This window comes from Neobacillus sp. NRS-1170, assembly GCF_050468025.1.
This window is the reverse complement of sequence record NZ_JBITPF010000012.1, coordinates 1-18890: the sequence shown is the minus strand read 5'-3', so window position 1 is coordinate 18890 and position 18890 is coordinate 1. Positions and strand designations below refer to the sequence as shown.

The following is an 18890-nucleotide window of genomic DNA, read 5'->3' as shown; positions in this document are numbered from 1 at the left end:
CCCATAGAAAAGCTCTATGGGACAAAACCAGCAGGAATTCCATGCAAATTGTCCCATAGAATAGCTCGATCGAGAAAACAAGCAAGAATTCTCCATAAATTATGTTAAGATAATATTTCTTGTATATCCTCTTCGGTTAAAACGGATTTGCCCTGCTCCTCGGAGTCAATGATTTCTTCAATCAGCTGTCTTTTTTTGTCCTGCAGTTCGCTGATTTTCTCTTCGATGGTGCCTCGGGAAACAAGCTTGATGACCTGGACAACATTTTTCTGGCCGATGCGATGGGCCCGGTCTGCGGCCTGCTCCTCGACCGCCGGATTCCACCAAATGTCATACAAAATGACCGTGTCCGCTCCCGTCAAATTAAGTCCTGTACCGCCAGCCTTAAGCGAAATAAGGAAGAAATCGCGTTCCCCTTCATTAAATCGATTGCAGATTTCCAAACGTTCTTCAGACGGGGTCGCGCCATCAAGATAGAAAAAAGGAAGGTCCTTAACCGCTAAATTTCTCCCTATAAGATCAAGCATTTTTGTAAACTGAGAGAAAATCAACACCCTCCTACCTGAAAGCCTGGATTCCTCAATAAGTCTCATCAGCATTTCAAATTTAGCAGAACTGCCTTTGTAACCGTCCACAAACAAAGCCGGATGGCAGCAAATCTGCCGCAAGCGCGTTAAACCTGCGAGGATTTTTATCCGGTTCTTTCGGATGGTTTCCTTGTCCAAATGTTTAAGTGTATCTTCTCGCAGCTTAGCCAAATACGCGGCATACAGCTTCTTTTGATCTGGAAGAAGTTCTGCTGATTCCGTAAACTCTAATTTTTCCGGAAGCTCGGAAACGACGTCTTCCTTCATCCTTCGCAATAAGAATGGACGGACTCTCCGGGAAATCTTTTTCCTTGATAGGTTGGAGAATTCCTTTAAGCCACGAAATAGTTCAGGAAAGACGACATGAAAAATAGACCAAAGTTCTTCGAGAGAATTTTCTACCGGTGTTCCGGTCAAGGCAAATCGATAATTCGCCTTAAGCCTTTTTACCGCCCGTGCCGTTTGGGTCAGTGGGTTCTTAAAGGCTTGTGCTTCATCAAAAAAGACAGTATGGAAATCTTGTTTCTCGTACCACTTGAGATCCCGCCGCAGCAAAGGATACGAAGTGATAACCACGTCCATTTGCAAAGCTTCCTTCAGGATACGATGCCTCTCAGCTTGATTGCCATCCACGACAACTGCCTGAATTTCCGAAGCAAATTTCATCATTTCACTCAGCCAGTTATACAGTAAAGAGGAAGGACAGACAATCAAAACCGGCTGCTTTTTTGCACGGATGTTCTCAAGCTCTGATAAAATAAACGTAATGCTTTGCAATGTTTTTCCAAGGCCCATATCATCGGCTAGAATTCCGCCAAATCCGTAATGGGCAAGTGTTTTCATCCACTTGTAACCGCGTTTTTGATAGTCGCGTAAAATCGAATCTAAACTGGATGGAACTGCAAACTCTAAGCTGCCGGCATTGCGGAGACTTTCAAGGAACTGACGAAAGGATTCTTCCGCAATGAACACCTGACTGTCCTCAACCGAATCAAGCAGCGGCAGTCCCTGCATAATCGAAAGCTCGAAGCTGTCTTCAAGATTCTTCTTCTCAGCTGGTATTTCCGTTAAAAACCGTTGAATTTCCTTAAACTCTCGTGTCTCCAACGACAACAGCGCACCATTCCGAAGCCGATAAAATTTCCGCTTTTCCTCTAAGGCCGTTAGAACTTCTTTAATTTGCTGCTCAGGAATTCCTAGTTCAAATTTAAATTCGAGCCAATTTGTTCGTTCTTTTTTCACCTTCACCCTCAAGCTCAGGCGGGGATTCTCTCTAAAAATCCTGTTTCTTACAGCTGTTGTAGCATAAATTTGTGTAAGCTTTTGGAGCTTCGGGACAGTATGGTAGAGAAATTCATATTCTAATTCTTCATTGTGAAGGTAATAACCGCCTTCTGTTTTGGCAAATGAACTCTCCTCCATAAGCTGCAGAATTAGGCTCTCCTTATCCTCATCACGAATTACTCTAGAACCAGCATCCTGCCTCTCCAAAGGATTGAATACAACATTATCATAATGAAACTCCAGCCCGGCTAGCAGGCGATTTTTCACCCGATCCAAGTACAATTTGGCAATCAGAGGCGTTTTCATAAACTCTTTTGCCAGTGCATCAGAAAGCTGGACATAACCTATTTTTTTTAAGCCAGGGACTACTTTTTCTAAAAAATGCTGGATTTGTACTTGAGGGATGGAAATTTGATTCGTTCCTGAGGCATCTAGCAGTTGTTTAAGATCGGACAAACGCTTGCAGTCCTCCGTTTTCATCGTAACGATTTTCCCTGCAGATAAAACAGACCCGTAAGAATCTAAGATAATCATATTAGATAATCCTTTAACCTTTAAACAATAGCCATTGCCGTCCGCCTCGCTAAATTCAAACTTTAACGGAGGCAGCTCGTCCGTAACAACTAAACTATCATAGATATTTCCATTGTATTTAAGCTTCACCAATGGTGCCTTCGAAAGTAATGGCTGCAGCTGCTTCCAGGAAGATGGCGGAATCGGAAGCAGTTCTTGTTCGCCAGTGTGCTTATTATCTTGGACCACTTGTATTAGTTTCTTAATCACGGAATCAGTTTCAGGTTGAAAGCAATGCAGGTAAGGTTCGTAACAGTGTAGGCTAGAAAGCTTAATTGGTCGCCCCTGATCAACGGCGCAAAGAAAGTCCCGGATGTTTTGTACATTTGCTGATTCAATCTTTATCTGCATTCCGAGAATGTACTGTTCATCAATCAAAATTGGTTTACAGGTAAGTTCGACTTTAAGCACGGTTCTATTTTCAAAATGGAGTTGATGCCCGCTAGAGCGTATGGGCTGGTTGTTGAAGAGGTTCAGCACCCCCTCTGCTAGATTCTCCTCCCTGTTTGAAGAACCCTCTCGAAAGGGAGTGGTTCCTTTACGTTGTTGCTCGTATATGGCTAGCAATACTGCAGCAATATGCTGACAATCCTTTTGATAAGAAGTCAACACAGGACACGTGCACTTTGTTCGAAAACCACCATTGTCTTCCCTTTCAATCACAACATGGAAATCCTCTGTTCCAGATACTATTGCTTCACATCGGTCAGGACCGTAATTTTCAAAGGTTACTTTATTGGACCGGTAAAAAGTCTCGCCTCTTTTGAAGGAGACAGTCCCGCACAATTCTTTAATCATTTTTGGATGCAATCTTATATTCAATAGGGGACTCCTTCCTGAGGTCATTTAGATTACCCATTATACCATTTTTATAGAACTGACCCCATACAAAAAGCCGCCTTGACCAGGCAGCTTTTCCCTACTTAGAACTAAGCATTCGTTTTCCCAGCCGCTCAAACAACCGTGGAAATAGAACATAGACGACACTTCCCAGGTTCATCCAGCGCGGCAGATTAATCTCCCTCGTTTTCGTCAGCATGCTTTCAACGACCTTATTTGCCACATACTCTGGCTGAAGCATATACCGCTGAACATTTTTAACATAAGTGCCCTTTTCATCGGCAATGTTAAAAAAATTAGTGGCAATCGGCCCCGGATTCACAGAGGTTACCTGAACATTATAGTCGGAAAGCTCCATTCTAAGAGCATTGGTGTAGCCAAGAACAGCATGCTTAGTGGCAGAATAGACACTCGATTTCGGAGTGGCAATTTTTCCAGCTTGTGAAGCAATATTAATAATATGCCCAAAGCGCCGCTCGCGCATTTTCGGCAGCACCATGTTGGTACAGGCCATCAACCCTACAACATTTACTTCAAACATTTCCTTAATTTCATCTATCGGGGCTTCATGCGCTTCACGGAAAACCCCAAAGCCTGCATTATTTACAAGTATGTCTACCTGTCCTATTTCAGCAAAAATCTGCTTAAAAACGCTTTGAACTTGATTAGTATCAGACACATCAAGCTGAAAAAAATCTACTCTTACTTGATAATTTTGCTGCAATACTGCCTGCAGCTTTTCAAGCTTATCAATGCTTCGTGCAAGGAGGACTAGATTAGCGCCGCTTGCCGCGCAAAGTTTGGCAATTTCTGCTCCGATTCCTCCAGATGCACCAGTAATGACAATATTTTTACCTTTTAACTGTTCCCTAACCATTTATACACCCCATCAGAGTTAATCCCGTGGATTTGCTTGATATACCACAGGCTGACCATCTCTACTAATAATCTCCTCGATAGAGGCTAAATAGTCAAGCTGAGCAACCGTTTCCGAAATCGTCAACATTAATTCACGCTGATAGACGGATGGAAACAACCGCTGGCAGATTTGAAATACAGTAAGTTCCTCTTCCTTAAGCCAAGTTTTTACCGTCATCGCACGCTCATGCTGGCGGGTTAGCCTTTTTTCAATTAGTTCAGATAACTGGTAGACTTCATCACCATGACCGGTATAGACACAATGAATCGGATAGTGAAGCAGCTTTTTCATCGAATCGTTATGCTGAAGCTGCGGCTTAGGCCTCTCTTCTTCTCCAGGCTCAGGCGGCTCAAGTAATGGATTAGGTGAAATATGAGCAAGTATTAAATCCCCGCCAATCAAAACTCCGTCCTTTTCCCTAAAAAGAGCAATTTGACTTTGTGCATGACCAGGGGTTTCGATTACCTTCCAATCGTCTAGTCCTGGAGGTCTCATGCCCTCCAAGAGATGTCCAGTAAGCGACCGATTACACATATACTTCATCGTCTTTCTTAGTTTTGGAAGTATCGTAAAATATTCCTCAGGTAATCCGAACGCCTTAAAATGCTCTATGAAAAAATGTTCTTGTTCTTGAAAAAAAGCTTCATTTGGATGAATCCATCTTTCATTAAGCGGGTGTCCATACACCTCTAACGAATCGGGAAAAAAATCGAGCATCCCGGCATGATCAGGATGATGATGAGTAAGCACTACCTGCTCGATATCATTAGGGCTTAAATCTAATTCAGCCATTTGTTCTATAAGGGAATTCCATGATTCTTCCGTTTTCGCTCCCGTATCAACAAGCGTTAAACGTTCCCCCTTAATCAAATACACATTAACATCGCCAACGGCAAAAGGAGTCGGCAACGTAATCTTGGCAATTCCATCTTTCCATTCACTCATTTTCAAAACCCCTTAACATAATGGTTAATTTAAAGTGTAACGATTATTTTTTCCAATGTCATTATATTTACATAATTTTTTAGAAAAAATAAAAAATTATGTAAATTTATTTCTTGACAGACAGGCTACTTTTCTTGCATAATCACTATTAAAATTTCATTTGTTCGAAGCGATGAGTAAGGCCAGTAAATGAGAAATGGCGAAAGAGAGTGAAGCTCGAAGGCTGAAAGGCTTCACCGCCCACTTAATCATTGAACCTACCTTATGAGCATTTAGGAAAACCTAACGTATGTCCGGCGTTAACGGAGTCGAGTGAACCCTTGTTGTGTATTTTCCAACTTGGGTAAATGAAGGTGGTACCGCGGAAGCTAGACCTTTCGTCCTTTGTGGATGAAGGGTCTTTTTGTTTTTTTCGAAAACATTAAGGAGGGATAATCATGAAAAAGATCGCAATTATTGGCGCAGGCTCGATGGCTGAGGCCTTTATTTCCGGCATTCTCGAAAAAGGTTTAATTGATAGAAAAAATGTATGGGTAACAAATAATTCTAATCAGGAACGATTAAATAGTCTAAAAAAGCGATATGGTGTCCAGGGAACGTATGATTTGAATGTACTTTTTGATGGGGCCGACATTGTCATGTTAGCGATGAAGCCAAAGGATGCGGCATCGGCAATCGACTATATCCGCGGGCATTTAACCGAGCAAATGCTGGTAGTTTCCGTACTAGCGGGGGTTTCGATGAATACGATTGAGACTTTAGCGAATAAATCCCTCTCCATCGCCAGGTCCATGCCTAATACGTCTGCGGCAGTAGGAAAATCAGCGACCGCCATCGCTGTTAATAAGCGCGTCACCACAGAGCAGCTAGAAACCACTAAAAAGCTATTTGGGACAGTCGGGCTTGCAGCCTTTGTTGCCGAAGAACAGCTCGATGCTGTAACTGGTTTGTCCGGCAGCGGACCAGCCTATATTTATTACCTGATTGAAGCAATGGAAAAAAGTGCCGTAGAGGTTGGATTGGAAAAGGAAATGGCAAGTGAATTAATTGTGCAAACGTTGATAGGAGCGGCAGAGATGGTTAAAAACTCCAGTAAATCTTCGACACAATTGCGGAAAGAAGTGACAAGTCCTGGAGGCACTACGGAAGCCGGTATTCGGATTCTGGAGGAAAACGGGGTTCAAGAGGCATTCATTTCCTGTATTAAAGCAGCCACTGCCCAATCTAGGAAAATGGGAGATGCCCTCTGTTCACAGCTTAAGGTAGGAAAAACAATTTAAAAAGTTGTATCGTAAACGACAGTTCTCTTAAACTAATAGTATAACATTGATTTTAGAGGGCTGAGGATATGGACACCATACTAACCGTTTTATTCTCCCTGGGCATCCTGGTTTGGATTGTTTTTCTCATAGATGCTCATTTCGGTTTTAAAAATTTAGACTCGCTTGAAAGCGAAGAAAGCTTAGAAAATGGGCCATTATTGTCGGTAATTGTGGCAGCCCGTAATGAAGAGACACAAATAAGCTCAAGCATCATCAGTCAACTGAGGCAAACCTATAGAAATGTGGAATGGCTTCTTGTCAATGACCGTTCAAGTGATCATACCGGAAAAATCATGAACGAATTAATGGAACTTGACTCGCGAATAAAAGTTCTCCATATTAAGAACTTGCCTGAGGGCTGGCTTGGGAAAAATCATGCTTTATATCAAGGTTCTCTGGAGGCCTCAGGCAAATGGCTATTATTTACCGATGCGGATGTAAAGTATAAAAAAGAAGCATTCGCAAAGGCCCTCCATTATTTTGAAAAACACCAGCTGGATCATTTAACGGCGGCACCAAATTTGAACGCAAACAATTTTTGGCTGAAAACCTTTGTCGCCTTCTTCCTATTTGGCTTCTCCTATTTTAAGCGGCCATGGTCTGCAAATAACCCAAAGTCGAAAATCGGTACGGGAATTGGGGCGTTTAACCTCGTATCAAAAGCGGCCTATGAACAGTTTGGTACGCATGAAAAAGTGAAAATGCGGCCGGATGATGATTTGCAGCTGGGGATGAAAATGAAAAAAGCAGGATACCGGCAAAGGATTGCCACCGCGCTCAAATTAATTGAAGTCGAATGGTATGGCAGCTTAAAAGAGGCATTTGTGGGTCTTGAAAAAAATACTTTTGCGGGACTAAATTATCGAATCAGCATGGTGCTTTTCTCGATATTTGGAGTCTTTGTCACTCACGTGCTTCCCTTTGTGACTATTTTTTCGAAAAATAAAACCATTGCCCTGCTCAGTTTAGGAAATATTGCGGCGAGTGGAATTCTGTATTGGATGATTGTGAAGAAAATGACGCGATTCTCCCCTTTTCTTTTTGCCGTATTTCCGATTACGGCCTTGCTGTTTATTTATTCAATTATTAGAGCAAGTATCCTTACGTTTAAACGTGGAGGAATAGTCTGGAGAGGCACCACCTACCGATTAAGCGAGCTTAGAGATAACGATTGAAGCAGAATTTTCAATTATCTTGGAGCCTTTTGCTATACTAAGATTGTAAAAAAATAGTTGAAGGAGGCTCCTTAACATGACAGCTAAATTATTTTCTTCTTATACAATTAAGGATGTGACATTCAAAAACAGAATTGTCATGGCGCCAATGTGCATGTATTCCAGTCATAATGAGGATGGTCATATTCAAATCTGGCATCGCACGCATTACACAAGCAGGGCAGTTGGCCAGGTCGGCCTCATTATAGTAGAGGCAACAGCCGTAACACCTCAGGGACGGATTTCAACACAAGATTTAGGCATCTGGAATGATGATCATATTGCAGGATTCCAAGAACTAGTTAAACTTGTGAAAGAACACGGGGCCAAAATGGGCATTCAGCTTGCCCACGCAGGTCGAAAAGCGATGCTAGAAGGAGAAATTGTTGCCCCTTCCGCGCTCGCTTTCAATGATAAAATGAAAACGCCAAAGGAAATGACAAAATCCGAAATTGAAGAAACCGTGGAGGCTTTTAAGAAGGGTGCCGAGCGGGCTGCCAAGGCTGGCTTTGATGTAATTGAGATTCACGGGGCGCATGGATATTTGATAAACGAATTCCTTTCACCTCTTTCCAACAAAAGAACCGATGAATACGGAGGATCAGCTGAAAATCGTTACCGATTCTTGCAAGAAGTCATTGATGCCATCAAAGCAGTTTGGGAGGGGCCCCTCTTTGTGCGTGTTTCCGCTCATGATTACCATGAAGAAGGCTTAAAACCGGAAGATTACGTAACCTTCTCTCAGTGGATGAAAGAACAGGGTGTCGATTTAATTGACGTAAGCTCAGGTGCAGTCGTTCCAGCACGCATTAATGTTTATCCGGGCTATCAGGTTAAATATGCAGAGGCGATTAAGAATGGTGCTGACATCCCTACTGGTGCAGTCGGCTTAATCACTTCCGGGATTCAGGCGGAGGAAATTTTACAAAACGAACGGGCCGAATTAGTCTTTTTAGCACGTGAATTATTAAGGGATCCATACTGGCCAAGAACCGCGGCAAAAGAACTTGGTGTCAGCATTGAAGGACCAAAGCAATACGAGCGCGGCTGGATATAATAAACCACAAAGCACTTACCAGATTTTTGGGTAAGTGCCCTTTTTGTTTATTTAAGAGGAATATTAATTTCTTTAAAATCCTCAGATATGTCCGTATTTGGAAAGATTTCTTTGGCTTCGTCAACTAATTCTTTCCAGGCATTTCGATCATAACGTGAACTGATATGGGTCAGGCACAACTCCTTACATCCGGCCTCTCTGGCAATTTCTGCAGCCTGATGGGTTGTGGAATGAAAGTAATCGGATGCCAGCTGTTCTTCCCCTTTTGCAAACGTTGCTTCATGGATTAAAAGGTCAGCATTTTTTGCTAAAACAATGGCATTTTCGCAAAATCGGGTATCTCCTAAAATGGTAACGATTCTCCCCTTTTGTTCAGGACCAAGAAACTGATGTGGTTCAATAATTCTGCCATCTTCAAGTGTTATTGCTTCACCATTCTTAATTTTTCTAAAAATAGGACCTGGCTGGACGCCTGCTTCAATTAACTTATCAGCAAGCAACGTACCAGGCCTGTCCTTTTCGACAATCCGATACCCATAGGAAGGTATTCCGTGAACGAGCATACGAGCTTCGACTGAAAACTGATCATCTTCAAAAATAATGCCCTCGGAGATTTCAATGACAGTCAACGGATACTTTAAATAGGTTTGACTTAAGGATAGACTTACATGAATAAACTCTTTTATCCCTTTCGGGCCATATACTGTTACTTCGGTATCCCCGCCCTGAAAAGATCGGCTCGATAACAGGCCTGGAAGACCGTATATATGATCCCCATGAAGATGGGTTATGAAGATTTTTTCAATTCTCCGAGGTTTAATCGATGTATGCAGGATTTGATGCTGCGTTGCTTCACCGGCATCAAATAACCACACTGCACCCCGTTCCTCCAATAATTTAAGGGCAATGGACGTGACATTGCGAACCTTTGCGGGCATTCCTGCGCCGGTTCCTAAGAAAAAAATGTCCAAATTCTAATCTCCTCTCTATACCGAACCTGCTTCCAAATACTATAGCATAAACTGCTGCAGATTGCTTCTCTACCCGTTTTGTCTTAGTAATTTGATACATGCAAATCATTATATTTGCGAAACCTAATCATAAGCGCTAAATTAAATACTTGTTAAGTACAAATTACATAAGCATCATCAAACTTTAGAAATGAGGGCTTTGAACGTGGAAGAAAACATGACTTCTTTAATCATGATTTTTGGAGCAACTGGTGATTTAGCGAAAAGGAAGCTTTTCCCTTCTCTTTACCGTTTATACAATAAAGGGAAATTTCATAAATTTGCCGTAATTGGCGTTTCCAGGAAACCTTTGCCTAATGATGATTTTCAGGCAACTGTAAAGGACTCCGTAGTATCGGCAATTGGAAACAAGGAAAATATTGATGAATTCATCTCGCATTTTTATTATCAAGCACATGATGTATCTGATTCAAGTTCATACGGCTCCTTAAAAACCTTTGCGGACCAAATTGATAAAAATTATAAACTGGAAGGAAACCGCATTTTTTACTTAGCCATGGCACCGGAATTTTTCGGTCCAATCGCTTTGCATTTAAAATCCGATGGACTTACAGATGTATCGGGCTATAAGCGACTTGTCATTGAAAAACCATTCGGACATGATTTAGAATCCGCAAAGGAATTAAACAAACAAATTAGAACCGCTTTTTCGGAAAAAGAAGTGTACCGGATCGATCACTATTTAGGAAAAGAAATGGTGCGGAATATCGAAGTCATTCGTTTTGCCAATGCCATTTTTGAACCCCTTTGGAATAATCGATACATTTCTAATATCCAAATTACTTCCAGCGAAACACTTGGTGTGGAAGAACGCGGGCGCTATTATGAGTCTAGCGGTGCCCTTAGAGATATGCTCCAAAACCATATGATGCAAATGGTAGCATTACTGGCGATGGAGCCGCCAATCCGGCTGACAACAGATGAAATTCGGTCTGAAAAAGTCAGAGTGTTTCGTGCACTCCGATCAGTCGAAGGTGATGAAGTAAATGAGTATTTCGTACGCGGGCAATATGGCGAGGGCGAAATGGATGATAAGCCGGTCCCAAAATACCGTGATGAACCTATGGTCGATAAAGAATCCAATACCGAAACCTATGTGGCTGGAAAAGTGATGATTGATAATTTTCGCTGGGCCGGCGTTCCTTTCTATATTCGAACTGGAAAAAGACTCAAGGTTAAATCGACCAAAATCGTCATTCAATTTAAAGATATTCCAATGAATTTATATTACCAAACCGAAAAAATGCTGAACCCAAATCTCCTTGTTATTCATATACAGCCTGAAGAGGGAATCACTCTGCATCTAAATGCCAAAAAAGCAGGTGGTCATTTAGATGCACAAGAGGTAAGATTAAGCTTTGCAAATACCGGTATCCATGCAATGAATACGCCTGAAGGGTACGAAAAGCTGCTTTATGACTGTATGCGCGGCGATGCCACGAATTTCACCCATTGGGATGAAGTTGCCTATTCTTGGGCATTTGTAGACAAAATTTCAGCTGCTTGGCAGCAAACAAAAGCAGACTTTCCTAATTATGCTTCAGGTTCAAAGGGACCAGATGCAGCAGAGAAGCTTTTGGAAAAAGACGGCTTCTTCTGGTGGCCAGTAACAGAATTAGAAGTAGATAATTGCAAATAATTAATAAAGCTCCACTTGCTCTATATGGGCAATGTGGAGCTTTTTACTCTTCATCCTCTTTTTGCTGAGGAATAGAACGAAGAAAATCCTTATTAAAGCTTGTGCCTGTTCCGATTTTAAGACCAGGGTCAACATTATGAGTTCCGGCATTCTCAATAATATTTTTCCCATACTTTTCACGGAGGCCGGAAAGAGTTTTTAGTAACGGTTCTTTTTTGGCATCATGTTCGTATGAAAATAAATTTAACTGTTTAAAAGCTTGGTCCTGTTCAACTAAATCAAAACCAGTTATTCCTAACAAACGAATGGCATCACCATTCCAAGATTTAAGAAACAGCTGTTTCGCAAACGCTGCAATATCATCTTTTTGATTAATAGGGTTCGCTAATTTTTTACTTCTGGTAATTGTTCGGCGGTCCTTATAACGGATTGTAATTCCAAGAGTTGCAGCCAAAACATTTTTTCGCTTTATCCTGACAGAAACAGTTTCAGCTAGCGACTCAAGGACATGAAAAAGCTCTTGCTGATTGCTGATGTCTCGAGGCAGAGTTGTGGAATTGCCAATGCTTTTAAATTCCTCGATTGATTCAGGGTCAACCGGGCGTTGATCAATTCCATTTGCCCGCTCTTTGATGCGGACTCCATTTATTCCTAAAAGGGTTTTTAATTGAATATCATTTCCCTTTGCTAAATCACCAATGGTGTGAATCCCAATAGTCGTAAGTTTTTCCGCTGTCTTATTGCCTACTCCATGCATTTCGTTTGTGTTTAAAGGCCAAAGCACTGCTGGAATATCACGCTTGCGAAGGATGGTAATCCCTAGCGGCTTTTTCATATCTGATGCCATCTTTGCTAAAAATTTATTCGGAGCAATACCAATACTGCATGGTAAATCCAGCTGCTCAAGTATTCTTTTTTGGATGTTTTCTGCTATTTCAATAGGACTGCCAAATTGAAAGCTTTCAGTTATATCGATGTATCCCTCATCAATCGAAACAGGTTCTACTAGTGTTGTGTAATGCCTTAGTATGTCAAACATCCCCATAGATGCAGCCCGGTAACGATCAAAATTAGGAGTTTTTACGATTAACTGCGGACAAAGCTTTTTGGCTTCCCAGAGCGGCATCGTTGTTTTCACACCGAACTTCCTTGCTTCATAGCTGCAGGTGACGATGATTCCTCGTCTTTCCTCCGCGTTTCCGGCAATGGCTAGCGGTTTTCCCTTAAGAGATGGGTCATACGCCATTTCAACTGATGCGTAAAAGCTATTCATATCAACATGTAAAATGACACGACCATTCTTCGGATACATTTCCTTCATGCCGACACACTTCCTAAAACATTGATAGTTTAAGTATAACAAAAAGGAGAGCCCTTGGTTAAACATACTATAATAAAAGAGGATACTATGTTCAATATAAGAACATAGTATCCTCTTTTTTTTACAAAATAGAATTGTTAAACGGATTTTGAAATTATAGTATATTATGTATAACATATTACTGGAATATTCGTTGGTTAGAGGGGAACAAAGCCCACAGAGGGAGGTGCAGCGAGTTTTAAAACGAGAGTAAAAAAAAGTTATAAGGGAGTGACAGTATATGCGGGTACAAGAAGTTCACTTGGAAAGAAGCAAGAAATACATATTAGTAGATAATCATGGCTTTCCTGTGATTCCTGTGGTGAAATACCTTAAGTACGTGGATGTTACAGGAAAAAGCAGTAATACGCAAAAGACTTACTGTTATGCGTTAAAACAATATTTTCTTTATTTACAAGAAACTAGGAAAGATTACAATCAAATACGATTAGAAGACTTGGTGGGATTTGTAGCATGGTTGCGAAATCCATATATGAGCACTAAAGCGACTACACTTGGACCTGTAAAGGCTAAAAGAACTGAAAAAACAGTTAACCTTACGATAACAGCAGTTACAAATTTTTACGACTACTTGTATCGCAATGAAGAGTTGCCCAATGATATGGCGAAAATGTTGAAGCGACAAGTATTTACCGGAGGAAGAAATCGATATAAGAGTTTTCTTCATCATGTTAATAAGGACAAACCATCTTTCCGTAACGTACTAAAGATAAAAGAGCCCAAAAAAAAGATTCAAACACTAACTAAGGAGCAGGTTCAACTGGTGCTAGAAGCGACGACCAACATACGTGACACTTTCCTTATTCAGTTACTATTTGAGACGGGATTACGTATTGGAGAAGCTCTATCCCTGTTCATAGAGGACTTCAAATTTGATCATGGAAAGGGGCATCGAATTCGTCTGATGGATCGTGGTGAATTGGAGAATGGAGCGAAACTCAAAACAGGTGAAAGGGAGATATTCATCTCGCAGGCTCTAATGGACTTGTACGATGATTACCTGTATGACGTTATTGATGAATTAGATCTGGACACAAACTTTGTGTTTATAAAGCTACGGGGGAAAAATATAGGTAAACCTATGAACTATGGGGATGTAGAATCGCTATTCAAGCGGATACGAAATAAAACAGGAATAGATGTTCACCCTCACCTTTTCCGCCATACACATGCAACAATGTACTATAAAGAAACAAGAGATATTAAACAAGTTCAGGAGCGCTTAGGGCATTCTCAGATTCAAACAACAATGAACCTGTATCTTCACCCCTCGGAAGAAGACATCCGAAAGGATTGGGAAAAAGCGCAGGGGGCATTTAAAATACAAAAAAATAACTAGAGGTGGGAAATGTTGAAATCAAAGCAAAAGGTACTAACTGGAGAATTTGGCTTTCACGATCAATTACAGGAAGAATTGTCAAGCTATTGTGTCAAAAATATAAACGGAGATGGTTCAATTACCATTCATGAAATAAAAGACTCGTATTTCTTAGTCAATAACGTATGGAGTATTCAATTCATAGGAGAAATTAAGCAATTTAGAGAAATGTGGAAGAAATATAAGAATAGCAGAAAAAATGTCTATTTCAAATTTGTAAACCCTACGCTTAATTTAGAGGTAAAGTTTGTTTGGTATCATTCCCTATTTAACGAGGAATGGTCTTTATGTAGTGTGTTCAATGGATTTGCAAATCACTTGTCAAAATTGACAAAATTTATAAATGAGAAGTACCCTAAACTCTATTCCTTAATGGATCTAGAATTGGATAAGGCTGAACGAGAATGGTGGTTTTGGCTACATGAGCAAGGGGTAGAAACACATAGCACTAGCCAAGATATAAAATATGGTGAATATACAGTTAAAAGAACTGTAGCAAACTTTTTGAGATTGATACATTCAAAATTGTGTGTACTAACAGATCCTCGCGATGAATGGGAAAAAGATAGATGGGATGTAAGAGTTTTGTACGACCAGTACGGGGTTGATTATATCAAAAGTACTTCAAAGTATTACCTTGATTTCAACAAAATAAAACAACTGAAAATCCGTGAGCAAGTAAAGCAATACATCAAGCTACGCTTACTAAGTAAAAACAATTTTACTTGGGCCACTTCAATACACTATTTAAGATACCTACGGCCGTTTCTATCCTTTATCTTTTTACAGGAACCGACTTGGGATGATTTAAATAATTTAAAACGTTCCCATATTGAAAAATACATTCAATCGTTACATGAATATACCCAAAATAACCTAACACAGAAAAATGCACACCCTGAAAAGTATGTAAGAGATGCGTTAAAAGTATTAGGAAAGTTTTTAGAAGACATTCAGCGGTATGAATATGAACTAGCTCCTAAAACTCATGTCCGATTATTAATTTTTCCAGAAGACAAGCCAAAATTAAAAAAGAAACCCATAGACAAAATTGACTACATCCCTGATTATGTATTAGACCAATTTTTCACCCATATAAATGATCTAAATAAAGAAGTTATTCCTGTTGTATGGATTGCTTACAAAACTGGGTTACGAATTTCCGACGTTTTAGGGTTAACTTCTAATTGTCTAGAAAAGTTAAACAGTAAATACTCTATTATCACTGATATTGAGAAAACCTATGTAAAAGGACATAGAGTTCCGATTGATGAGGATTTGGCAAATATCTTAGCTGTTTTAATTCATAAATCCAAGGAAAACAGTAATCATGACAATAACCCTGATGGACTTATTTTCATTAGATATAAGGGTAAACGTAAAGGTAGGCCATTTAGTCAAGGATGGGTTCAAATAGAATTAAATAAATTTGCATATAAGAAAAATATCACTGATGAAAATGGCGATATATTTCATTTTACAATCCATCAGTTCCGACACACCTATGCAGTTAAAATGTTGAACGGTGGAGCGGATATTCTAACTGTACAAGAACTGTTAGCCCATGCTTCTCCTGAGATGACATTACGATACGCCAAATTACTGGATGACACTAAGAGAAAGGCCTTTGAAGCTGTTATGAATCAAGGCGTCTTTAGCTTTGACTTAAATGGAGAAGTCCAAGAAATAAAAGCTGGTGAAGACATTCCTGAAGACATCCTGCAAGCTCTATGGCAAGATCATAAACTGAATGCGATGGAAAATAACTATGGAACTTGTCACGCTCGTTTAAGCGGTAATTGTCCTTATATGGATGAAGCACCATGTTTAACATGTAATGGAGGTAGTCCTTGTAAGGATCTGGCGATTGGTTTTTCAGATTTTGACATTGGGAAATATGAAGATCACTTGAGAAGAACTACTAGAAATATTGAACTTGCAAAACAGTATGGACGTGAAGATATTGTAGAGAAAGGTGCTAAGAACTTAAAGCGTTATGAAGAGATTTTATGCAAACTTAAAGAAGGAAATATTATTTTTGGTAGAATGGAACGTATAAAACGGAAGCATGGTGTAAGAAAATGACCATTTTTAACCGTAAAGAACAGTTGAAGGAAATCCATGCATCAAGGAAGGCGGAAACGGCTCAAAAGGTCGATAATGCTATCCAACGGCTCGTGCGAGCATCTGAGCAAATTAATTTCAATAGTGTGGCTCGCGAAGCAGGAATTTCTAAAGCTACCTTATACAACAACCTAGAGCTACGTAATCGGATAGAAGGTCTAAGAAAGCAGCAATCAAATGCGGCTACACCTAAACAAGTGAAGCGGGAAATGAATGAAAATAACAAAGACGCTCTCATTGAATCACTTAAAAGAAAAATAAAGAAATTAGAAGAAGATAATAAACAACTTAGAGAGCAGTTGAAGTTCGCTTATGCAGAGGTATATAAAAAAATATAAGATATTTTTACAGTAAAAAACTAGCCCCTACTCGACCAGAGTAGGGACAAAAAGATTAGAGTTTACGAGTTCTAAATAATCTTTATTGCTTTTTTCCGAAGATTAGTGGTGTTTCCAAATCCTATAATTTGTTTAATTTCAATTGCAGGCATATTTTTTTATGTTATTTCTCTACGATCTCCAAGCCCAGCACATCTTCGAAGACATTTGTACTTTTAACTTGTGTAATTGAAATCGATGTAGAACCTGCTAACATCTTTGAAAATGCTAGTACAAGTTTTAAATCTCTATTATTATTTATTTCATAGTCAGAATTTTCCTCTAAAAATTCAGAAATAATGTTTATCATATAAGATGCAAACTCTTTTCTATCATAAAACTCAATTAACCTTCCATAATCATTATACTTGATAACTATATATTGACCTGTTTCAATTTCAAATACTCCAAGCTCCATATCAGCAATTAAATCACTCCCATATTGCTGAATAATATTTCTAGTTTTCAATTTAATCTTCCTCCAAAAAATAATAATACTTATAAGTATTATTATTAATATAACATATACTTTGATTATCTGTTACATTAAATATTACTTCTCTAATCTGAAAGATAGAGGGGTGATATTTAATGTCTGACTTTTTAAAATTAGTTGGTAACAAGATTCGATTTGTAAGGAAGGAAAAGGGATTAACGCAAGAAGAATTAGCTGAAAAATGCGATTTACAATATACATATATTGGTGGGATTGAACGTGGTGAAAGAAATATTTCACTACAGACAGTTGAGAAACTAGCTGATGGGCTTCAAGTATCTCCTTATGAATTAATTAAATTTGATGAAATCCCCCCACAAGATATTATTAGTCAAAAAAGTTCCCTTATAGAGGTATTCAAAAGCATTCTTCTTAATAGAAGCGAGGACGAAATAAGAATGCTGCAAAAGATTACTAAAGATATCCTTGATTTATTAGATTCCCAAAAGAATAGTAAGTAAGTCGATCCATTTTCATTTATAGTCGCAGTCCCTCCATCAAGAAGGGCTGTTTTTATCAAACGTGAGATAAGCCCATTCGGTACCGCATCGAGTGGGCTTTTATAGAGACTAATATTTATGCACACGTGAAAAGTTTCATTATTGTGCTAACGAGGCAGATTAGTTGATGAAGAAAATCTACATATATTGCTTGGATTCATCAAATAAGAATAAAAAGCTAAAAACAGCACTAAACATAGAACTAAAAGAACGAGAGCTAGTTTTTAATGGGGATGGATTTACTATATATCGTGATTAAAGGTGTTAATCCCCTCTCGAGTGAAAGGGGTTTTTGTGGCTTTTCTATTGTAATTATCGTGGTTTAAAGATCTTAGTTCAAATAAAAGTAACTAATTCTTTCATATGATTACTCCAGATTAGTGAATTTGGATTAGCTTTTTTATGAGATTTCATTGCATATTCCAGCCATTCTTGAGAGTTTGTAAAATTATTTGTAACTTCCTGATTGAGAGATAAAGTGTTTTGAGGAAAAAATAATGTAAAGCCATTTAAAAAACCGAATAACAACGGAATAAATTGATTGATAATTGATGATGCTACATCCACATTAAACTCTAATCCCATTATTGTCCTATTGTTAAGTCTATCCACTCTATAAAAATCTTTTATAGCTAACCCATGAACAGCTTCAGATATATGTTTTCTATAATATAATTTATAAAAGCCAGGTGAGAATTCATTAAACATAACACTGAAGTTAATTCGTTTAGAACCGTTAATATGGTCTATTAATTTGGAAGGATATTTATGAAAATATCTCATTTGAATAAATGCTTCTAAAACATGTCGGTATAATACCTGCGCTTCCAAATAATATCCTTTTTCAAATTGGTTATATATTGACCAAAAAGAATATGGAGATTGCAAATATTGTAATTTACAGATTGATTGTGCTGCACCCTCATAGGTTTCTACGTCAGCAGTTTTCCCAAAAAAATGACCTAATTTAAAAAACACATCCATGATTTTAGGAATATTATCATGGATACCTTTTAAATAATTCCTTGTGAATTCTTTTACTGTTTCTTCAGACTTTACTATATGTTTTACTCCTAAAAGCTCGTTCATTTGAACATCCTCCCTAGTCTGTTTGCAAAGTTATAGGGTAATTTTACCATAAATTAGTGTTACTATCGTAGAATTAGTTAGTCCAATTTGTTAGTCTGAAATTAGATTGTGAAGAATTGTACTGATATGAACGA

The 18890-nt window shown here is 39.0% G+C and carries 15 protein-coding genes; 8 read left to right on the top strand and 7 right to left on the bottom strand.

Annotated features, from left to right (window positions below; genetic code table 11):
* Positions 1–104: 104 nt before the first annotated feature.
* The 3 genes from ACIFOT_RS04755 to ACIFOT_RS04745 form a co-directional block, all read right to left on the bottom strand.
* Positions 105–3266, bottom strand: coding sequence for an SNF2 helicase associated domain-containing protein (locus tag ACIFOT_RS04755; RefSeq protein ID WP_430062338.1), 3162 nt, complete (start codon positions 3264–3266; stop codon positions 105–107).
* Between the two features lie 97 nt (positions 3267–3363).
* Complete coding sequence (locus ACIFOT_RS04750; RefSeq protein WP_430062335.1) at positions 3364–4161, bottom strand: SDR family NAD(P)-dependent oxidoreductase; 798 nt, start codon at positions 4159–4161, stop codon at positions 3364–3366.
* An 18-nt stretch (positions 4162–4179) separates the two neighbouring features.
* Entirely contained in the window at positions 4180–5148 is a 969-nt protein-coding gene (locus ACIFOT_RS04745) for an MBL fold metallo-hydrolase (protein ID WP_430062332.1), read from the bottom strand.
* 437 nt (positions 5149–5585) lie between these two features.
* On the opposite strand from ACIFOT_RS04745, the gene proC reads away from it, so the two are divergent.
* The 3 genes from proC to namA all read left to right on the top strand — a co-directional run bounded on the left by proC (position 5586) and on the right by namA (position 8741).
* Entirely contained in the window at positions 5586–6428 is an 843-nt protein-coding gene (gene proC / locus ACIFOT_RS04740) for a pyrroline-5-carboxylate reductase (protein ID WP_430062329.1), read from the top strand.
* Positions 6429–6496: 68 nt separating this feature from the next.
* A complete protein-coding gene (locus ACIFOT_RS04735; RefSeq protein ID WP_430062326.1) occupies positions 6497–7645 on the top strand; it encodes a glycosyltransferase in 1149 nt (382 codons plus the stop codon).
* 76 nt (positions 7646–7721) lie between these two features.
* Positions 7722–8741 carry an NADPH dehydrogenase NamA gene (gene namA, locus ACIFOT_RS04730; protein ID WP_430062323.1) on the top strand — a complete coding sequence of 340 codons (1020 nt, stop codon included), beginning with the start codon at positions 7722–7724 and terminating at the stop codon, positions 8739–8741.
* Positions 8742–8788: 47 nt separating this feature from the next.
* On the opposite strand, the gene rnz is transcribed toward namA, so the two are convergent.
* Positions 8789–9712 carry a ribonuclease Z gene (gene rnz / locus ACIFOT_RS04725; RefSeq protein WP_430062320.1) on the bottom strand — a complete coding sequence of 308 codons (924 nt, stop codon included), beginning with the start codon at positions 9710–9712 and terminating at the stop codon, positions 8789–8791.
* Between the two features lie 232 nt (positions 9713–9944).
* Between rnz and zwf the strand changes: the two genes are divergently transcribed.
* Complete coding sequence (zwf, locus tag ACIFOT_RS04720; RefSeq protein WP_430062447.1) at positions 9945–11411, top strand: glucose-6-phosphate dehydrogenase; 1467 nt, start codon at positions 9945–9947, stop codon at positions 11409–11411.
* A 43-nt stretch (positions 11412–11454) separates the two neighbouring features.
* On the opposite strand, the gene ACIFOT_RS04715 is transcribed toward zwf, so the two are convergent.
* The gene (locus ACIFOT_RS04715; protein ID WP_430062315.1) at positions 11455–12732 is read right to left on the bottom strand and encodes a DNA polymerase IV; all 1278 of its coding nucleotides are present in this window, start codon (positions 12730–12732) and stop codon (positions 11455–11457) included.
* A 280-nt stretch (positions 12733–13012) separates the two neighbouring features.
* Between ACIFOT_RS04715 and ACIFOT_RS04710 the strand changes: the two genes are divergently transcribed.
* Genes ACIFOT_RS04710 through ACIFOT_RS04700 form a run of 3 tightly spaced genes read left to right on the top strand, consistent with a single transcriptional unit; the run spans position 13013 to position 16632 of the window.
* Positions 13013–14131 carry a tyrosine-type recombinase/integrase gene (locus ACIFOT_RS04710; protein ID WP_430062313.1) on the top strand — a complete coding sequence of 373 codons (1119 nt, stop codon included), beginning with the start codon at positions 13013–13015 and terminating at the stop codon, positions 14129–14131.
* Between the two features lie 12 nt (positions 14132–14143).
* Positions 14144–16255: a tyrosine-type recombinase/integrase gene (locus ACIFOT_RS04705; RefSeq protein ID WP_430062443.1), complete on the top strand. Its 2112-nt coding sequence runs from the start codon at positions 14144–14146 to the stop codon at positions 16253–16255.
* Complete coding sequence (locus ACIFOT_RS04700; RefSeq protein WP_430062310.1) at positions 16252–16632, top strand: DUF6262 family protein; 381 nt, start codon at positions 16252–16254, stop codon at positions 16630–16632. Before ACIFOT_RS04705 ends, ACIFOT_RS04700 begins: the two co-directional genes overlap by 4 nt.
* 163 nt (positions 16633–16795) lie before the next feature.
* Here the strand turns inward: ACIFOT_RS04700 and ACIFOT_RS04695 are convergent, their stop codons facing one another.
* Positions 16796–17140: a hypothetical protein gene (locus ACIFOT_RS04695; RefSeq protein WP_430062308.1), complete on the bottom strand. Its 345-nt coding sequence runs from the start codon at positions 17138–17140 to the stop codon at positions 16796–16798.
* Between the two features lie 122 nt (positions 17141–17262).
* On the opposite strand from ACIFOT_RS04695, the gene ACIFOT_RS04690 reads away from it, so the two are divergent.
* Positions 17263–17628: a helix-turn-helix domain-containing protein gene (locus ACIFOT_RS04690; protein ID WP_430062305.1), complete on the top strand. Its 366-nt coding sequence runs from the start codon at positions 17263–17265 to the stop codon at positions 17626–17628.
* Between the two features lie 375 nt (positions 17629–18003).
* Here ACIFOT_RS04690 and ACIFOT_RS04685 read toward each other — a convergent pair whose 3' ends face one another.
* Complete coding sequence (locus ACIFOT_RS04685) at positions 18004–18756, bottom strand: hypothetical protein (RefSeq protein WP_430062302.1); 753 nt, start codon at positions 18754–18756, stop codon at positions 18004–18006.
* Positions 18757–18890: the final 134 nt, after the last annotated feature.

Coding starts and splice junctions, on each gene's coding strand:
- ACIFOT_RS04750 (WP_430062335.1), bottom strand. CDS start 4,161: ATGGTTAGGGAACAGTTAAAAGGTAAAAATATTGTCATTACTGGTGCA.
- ACIFOT_RS04745 (WP_430062332.1), bottom strand. CDS start 5,148: ATGAGTGAATGGAAAGATGGAATTGCCAAGATTACGTTGCCGACTCCT.
- proC (WP_430062329.1), top strand. CDS start 5,586: ATGAAAAAGATCGCAATTATTGGCGCAGGCTCGATGGCTGAGGCCTTT.
- ACIFOT_RS04735 (WP_430062326.1), top strand. CDS start 6,497: ATGGACACCATACTAACCGTTTTATTCTCCCTGGGCATCCTGGTTTGG.
- namA (WP_430062323.1), top strand. CDS start 7,722: ATGACAGCTAAATTATTTTCTTCTTATACAATTAAGGATGTGACATTC.
- zwf (WP_430062447.1), top strand. CDS start 9,945: ATGATTTTTGGAGCAACTGGTGATTTAGCGAAAAGGAAGCTTTTCCCT.
- ACIFOT_RS04715 (WP_430062315.1), bottom strand. CDS start 12,732: ATGAAGGAAATGTATCCGAAGAATGGTCGTGTCATTTTACATGTTGAT.
- ACIFOT_RS04710 (WP_430062313.1), top strand. CDS start 13,013: ATGCGGGTACAAGAAGTTCACTTGGAAAGAAGCAAGAAATACATATTA.
- ACIFOT_RS04700 (WP_430062310.1), top strand. CDS start 16,252: ATGACCATTTTTAACCGTAAAGAACAGTTGAAGGAAATCCATGCATCA.
- ACIFOT_RS04690 (WP_430062305.1), top strand. CDS start 17,263: ATGTCTGACTTTTTAAAATTAGTTGGTAACAAGATTCGATTTGTAAGG.
- ACIFOT_RS04685 (WP_430062302.1), bottom strand. CDS start 18,756: ATGAACGAGCTTTTAGGAGTAAAACATATAGTAAAGTCTGAAGAAACA.